We start from the raw sequence: 490 nt of genomic DNA, 5'->3' as shown, positions 1-490 counted from the left end.
GCCACCAGCGCCGCCGCGTCGGGCAGCGTGAGCACCCCGGCGCAGTGCGCGGCGGCCAGTTCGCCCACCGAGTGGCCGAACAGCAGGTCGGCGCGTACGCCCCAGTGCTCGACCAGCCGGAAGAGCGCGACCCCGAGGGCGAACAGGGCGGGCTGGGTGTACTCGGTACGGTCCAGCAGCCCGTGGCCCGGGTCGCCGGGGGCCGCGTCGATCACCTCCCGCAGGGGACGGTCCAGCAGCGGGTCGAGTTCAGCGCAGACCGCGTCGAAGGCGTCGGCGAACACCGGGAACCGGGCGTACAACTGCGCGCCCATGCCGGTCCGCTGGCTGCCCTGGCCGGGGAAGAGGAAGGCGGTCTTGCCGGCCGGGCCGGTGACGCCGCGCACCAGGTCCGCGGACGGCTCGCCGGCGGCGAGGGCGCCCAGCGCGTCCAGCAGGCTCTGCCGGTCCGTGCCGGTGAGGGCGGCCCGGTGCTCGAAGGCGCTGCGGT

1 protein-coding gene is annotated in these 490 nt (G+C 76.3%); it reads right to left on the bottom strand.

The window, feature by feature from the left end; genetic code table 11:
* Positions 1 to 490 (bottom strand): acyltransferase domain-containing protein (locus B9S61_RS03985; protein ID WP_146064702.1); only part of this gene is annotated, 490 nt, incomplete at both ends.

This window comes from Streptomyces sp. SM1 (genome assembly GCF_002910825.1).
Classification (GTDB): domain Bacteria; phylum Actinomycetota; class Actinomycetes; order Streptomycetales; family Streptomycetaceae; genus Streptomyces; species Streptomyces okerensis.
The sequence above is the reverse complement of the archived record's forward strand: the minus strand, read 5'-3'. Positions and strand labels throughout refer to the sequence as shown.